At 57.9% G+C, this 4,096-nt stretch carries 4 protein-coding genes; 1 reads left to right on the top strand and 3 read right to left on the bottom strand.

Annotation, left to right across the window (positions count from 1 at the left end; genetic code table 11):
- Both ABX962_RS31735 and ABX962_RS31730 read right to left on the bottom strand, forming a co-directional pair.
- A partial coding sequence (locus ABX962_RS31735; protein ID WP_372725621.1) for an aconitase family protein occupies window positions 1–494 on the bottom strand: 494 nt, incomplete at its 3' end.
- Window positions 495–628: 134 nt separating this feature from the next.
- Window positions 629–2,878: a S8 family serine peptidase gene (locus ABX962_RS31730; protein WP_372725619.1), complete on the bottom strand. Its 2,250-nt coding sequence runs from the start codon at window positions 2,876–2,878 to the stop codon at window positions 629–631.
- A gap of 211 nt (window positions 2,879–3,089) precedes the next feature.
- On the opposite strand from ABX962_RS31730, the gene ABX962_RS31725 reads away from it, so the two are divergent.
- Window positions 3,090–3,839 (top strand): hypothetical protein, encoded by a 750-nt coding sequence (locus ABX962_RS31725; protein WP_372725617.1) that lies wholly within the window; start codon window positions 3,090–3,092, stop codon window positions 3,837–3,839.
- Here the strand turns inward: ABX962_RS31725 and ABX962_RS31720 are convergent.
- Window positions 3,836–4,012 carry a hypothetical protein gene (locus ABX962_RS31720; RefSeq protein ID WP_372725615.1) on the bottom strand — a complete coding sequence of 59 codons (177 nt, stop codon included), beginning with the start codon at window positions 4,010–4,012 and terminating at the stop codon, window positions 3,836–3,838. The genes ABX962_RS31725 and ABX962_RS31720 overlap by 4 nt on opposite strands.
- Window positions 4,013–4,096: the final 84 nt, after the last annotated feature.

Here is a 4,096-nt window from a genome sequence, read left to right as displayed (position 1 = left end):
ATCACATGTTCGACTTCGCTGGTGCCGATTCCGAACGCCAAAGCGCCGAATGCACCGTGAGTCGCAGTGTGGCTGTCGCCGCACACGATCGTCATGCCGGGTTGGGTGTAGCCGTTTTCAGGGCCGATGACGTGCACAATGCCTTGGCGAACATCATCGATGTCAAACAGCGTGACGCCGAATTCTTTGCAGTTTTCTCGTAGCGTTTCGATCTGTTTGCGGCTGATCGGGTCGGCGATCGGCAAACTACGGTCGCTGGTAGGAACGTTATGGTCCGGAGTCGCGATCGTTCGCTCGGGGCGTCGGATTGGGCGATTCGCCAAACGCAGCCCCTCGAAGGCTTGCGGGCTCGTTACCTCGTGAACTAGGTGCAAATCGACGTACAGGATCGCGGGGCCCGATTCGTTTTGATAGACGACGTGCTCGTCCCAGATTTTGTCGAGCATAGTCCGGGGGGTGGACGATTTTCCCGTAGACGATTGAGTTTGAGACATTTTGGGCGTGAGAAAGCAGATGGAAGGGGAGCAGAATTACTATGTTTACTGTCAACTGTAAACGCGAAACTGTCAACGCCTAGCGAATTTTCGCCCTCTCCATGTCCCTCCCACGCTCACTTAACCCAACTTCCCTATTCCCCCAAAAAGGTGTCCGACACCTTTTTTGAGCCGAGCCATTCGAAAACCGCTTGCGAGGCGAGACGTTCGCGGCGGAGTCGTTCGGCAGCGTCGTCGCTGGCAATCATCGAGGCAAAATTCAGCGATTGAGGGGCGATCGCGATCGGTTCGTATTGCTCGAATGCCTGCATCCGCTCGAATCCGCGTGCGATCCGGGTCGCACCGTCGCTGCCCGTCCATTGCAAACGGTCACTCGTTTGGTCCCATTGGCTGTTGGCGTCGTCGGCATAAATGTTCACCGTGTCATGCCCCGCGCCGCTGGCGTAAGCGTCGACCGAGTCAAAACCCCGTGCACTGACCTGGTAACCCGGCCCGCTGATGATCGATCGGCTCGACGAAACACTCATCGTGTCGTCGCCATCGGAGTCGTAAAGCGTCGCGGTGTCGTTGCCACCCGCGGTGGCATAGGCGTAGACCCGTTCGAAACCGTAAGCGGCTTGGAACGATGTTTCGCTGCGAAGGCTGGTGAATTGAGGCCGGACGGCGAGCAGATCATCCCCGGCCGAGTCGTTCAAAAATGCTTGGTCTTCACCGCCCCCGGTGGCATGCACATAGGTTCGCGAAACCTGGTTGATTTCGAATTGAAAACCGACTCCCGATAGCACCGTTTTGTCGGGACTTGTTCGAAGCGTGTCGTCGCCGCTGGAATCGTACAGCGTCGCGCGGTCCGATCCGCCTCCGCCATCAAACACGACCGACTCGACACCGCGAAACTCAATTTCAAAGGTGTTGGTCGACAATCGGCTCGCTTCGCTGCTGGTCGACGGATGCATCACCAATCGCTCGGCTTCGCTTGAGCCAATGATGTGCAGCGAATCCGCTCCCGCGCCGACATCGATCACGATCGGCGTGGTCAACGAATCGGCTGCGTCAAAGCGATAAACGTTGCCACCGCTGCGAAGTTCGATTCCATCGGTCAAATCGAGCACAAACGATTCGTTGTCACTCGTTCCGGTGAAGTGAGTCCGGTTGAACTCGGTTTGTTCACCTTGCTCCGTTGTATCGTCTTCGGGTTCGACAGGGTCCGTCGGATCAGTTGCAGCGGCACCGATCGCAGCCTGCAAATCGATGACGCTGTACGATGCCCCGGTTACGGAGTCGATTCGGGTTACGGTCGAGTCTCGTAATCTCGCCAAAATGGCGTCCGGAGTGGGATTGACTCCTTCGTCGATCATCGATTGACGCACCAGCATCGAGGCCGCTGCGATTTGGGGGGTCGCCATGCTGGTTCCGTTCAGCGATGCAAAATCGTTGACCTTGCCGTCCCAGCCATAGACGTGATCGGGAACCGAACTGCGGACCGATTCGCCACTGGTCGCTAGCAAACCATCGTCCCGCTGTGAAAACGAACTGAGTTCGCCGAGATCGTCCACCGAGCCCACGGCGATCACCGCATCGCTGGCCGCCGGGTACATTAAACTTGTATCGGTGACCGAGTTGCCGAAGAAGTTACCCGCGGCGGCAAACACCAAAATGCCGTCTTCGCGAAGCAATTGTAAGTCGTCCTCGAGGATCGACATCGCGTCGGCAAGGTTGTCGGCGTTCAAAGCCGCTCCGACCGACAAGTTGACGGTTGTGATGGGCGACTCAAACGCGTTTCGATTTTCGTGCACCCATTTGAGTGAGTCTTCGATCCAGTTCAATTGGCCCATTCCCGCATCGTCAAAGACACGCAGCGCGACGATATCCGCACCGGGGGCGACCCCTGAAAACGAGTCGGATTGTCCCGCCAACAGTCCGGCAACATGCGTCCCATGGAAACCGGCGGGGCCATCGTCGTAGGGATTGGCGTCGTTTTCGGCAAAATCCCAGCCTCCGACGACGCGGTATCCGGGGCCGAATCCACCCCCAAGAGCGACGTGATCCCAAGCGACACCGCTATCAATCACGGCGACAGTTTGACCGCTGCCATTGAGAACGAGGTCTCCTGTGCCCAATTGGTTGCGGATCGCTGCCGCTTGTTCGATCAAGTTGGGGGTGGCCAGATCAGCGTCGGTCACCTGTGAATCATGTTCGAGTTCCGGTTGTGACGAAAAGTCAGAATTGACGCTCGACGTCGCATCCAGGGGGTCGTCAGACAATCCGATACTGAGTGCTTCGAGCAACAGATCGCTGGGCAGACTTGCCGACAGCGCCAGTCGTTCTTCACACCGTTCGATGACATCCGCGTCACCGATATCTTGATTGTGATCCGAGATTTTCATGGAGTTTGACGGCCAAAGGGACGGGGGAGGCAAAAGGATTTGCGGAAGGCTGCTAGTACAGAAACCCTAGGACGCAAACTCACCCACCATCGCTGCAACCGGACTTCTTGGGTCACAGATCGACTTGCGAGGTCAATTTCGCCGACACAATAAGAGAAGTCGTTACATCTGCACTCCGCGAACGCTCGATCCTTCACGAGGCTGTCGTCCGATGCCACTGCGTAAACTATGGAATTCCCTCTGTGGTCGAACCCACGGAGCCACCGAAAATACCGTCGCTGCGGATTCCGCTGCAGCGACACAGCGTGAAACACCGCAACGCAGCCCCGCAGCTAGCACGCCCAAAGCGGCAGCAGCGTCGGCATCCCCCAGTGCGGCCAAACGTAGCGAGCTCAAACGTAGCGAGCCCGCGATGCCCGTCGCGGCGAAGCCCGCCGCGGCCCCGGCCGCAGCGGCCGCACCCGCCGCGAAACCCGCGCGAGGGATCCTGGGTTTCGGCAGCCGGAGTGTCGAACCGGCGCTCTGCAAACTGCTCAAACCACTCAAGATCGGCTCGCTATTGGAAGTCGGCGTCGATGACGGCGCTCGCGCCTTGGCGATCGTGGCGACCGTGCATGCGTCCAATCCCGAGACAAAGCTGCGATATTGCGCAATCGATGCTTTCGAGATGGGCGAAGGGCCCGTGACGCTGATGCAATTCCATCAACGGGTACGCGCCGAAGGGGTCAGTCCTCAAATCTTCCCCGATTCGATTGATCAAGGGCTGATTCGAGTCTGTCATACGATCGGACGCGTCGACGTCGTGGTCATCGGGGTGGCTACCGAAAAGTGGCAAAATCCAAACACGATCGCGATGCTACGCCGCGTCTGTCATCCCGAAACGATCGTGTTCTACAGCGAGAATGGTAAATGGGAGCGGTTTGCCGATACAGCCGCCCCCGCGATTCGCAAAGCGGCTTAGCGAAAAGAGGGGCCAGCGCGAAAAGAGGCGATGGGATGGAAGCCGTCCTCACGTCCCAAAATCCGAAACGCTTGCCCCGTTTCGTTACGGTAAAGCGTGCTCGCCGCGACCGCTTGGTAACCTATCTCGGACAACTTGCTGGACACCAACATGGGGGCAGTTGATTTCGCCATGATGGGGTGTTAAGTTGCCTTGTGATTGCCTAAAGGTTGTCAGCGGCACCTTTTGCCCCGTCGGCACATTTTGACTTTCCATTT

This window comes from Novipirellula sp., from assembly GCF_041583735.1.
Classification (GTDB): Bacteria; Planctomycetota; Planctomycetia; order Pirellulales; family Pirellulaceae; genus Novipirellula.
This window is presented reverse-complemented; position numbering and strand designations above follow the sequence as displayed.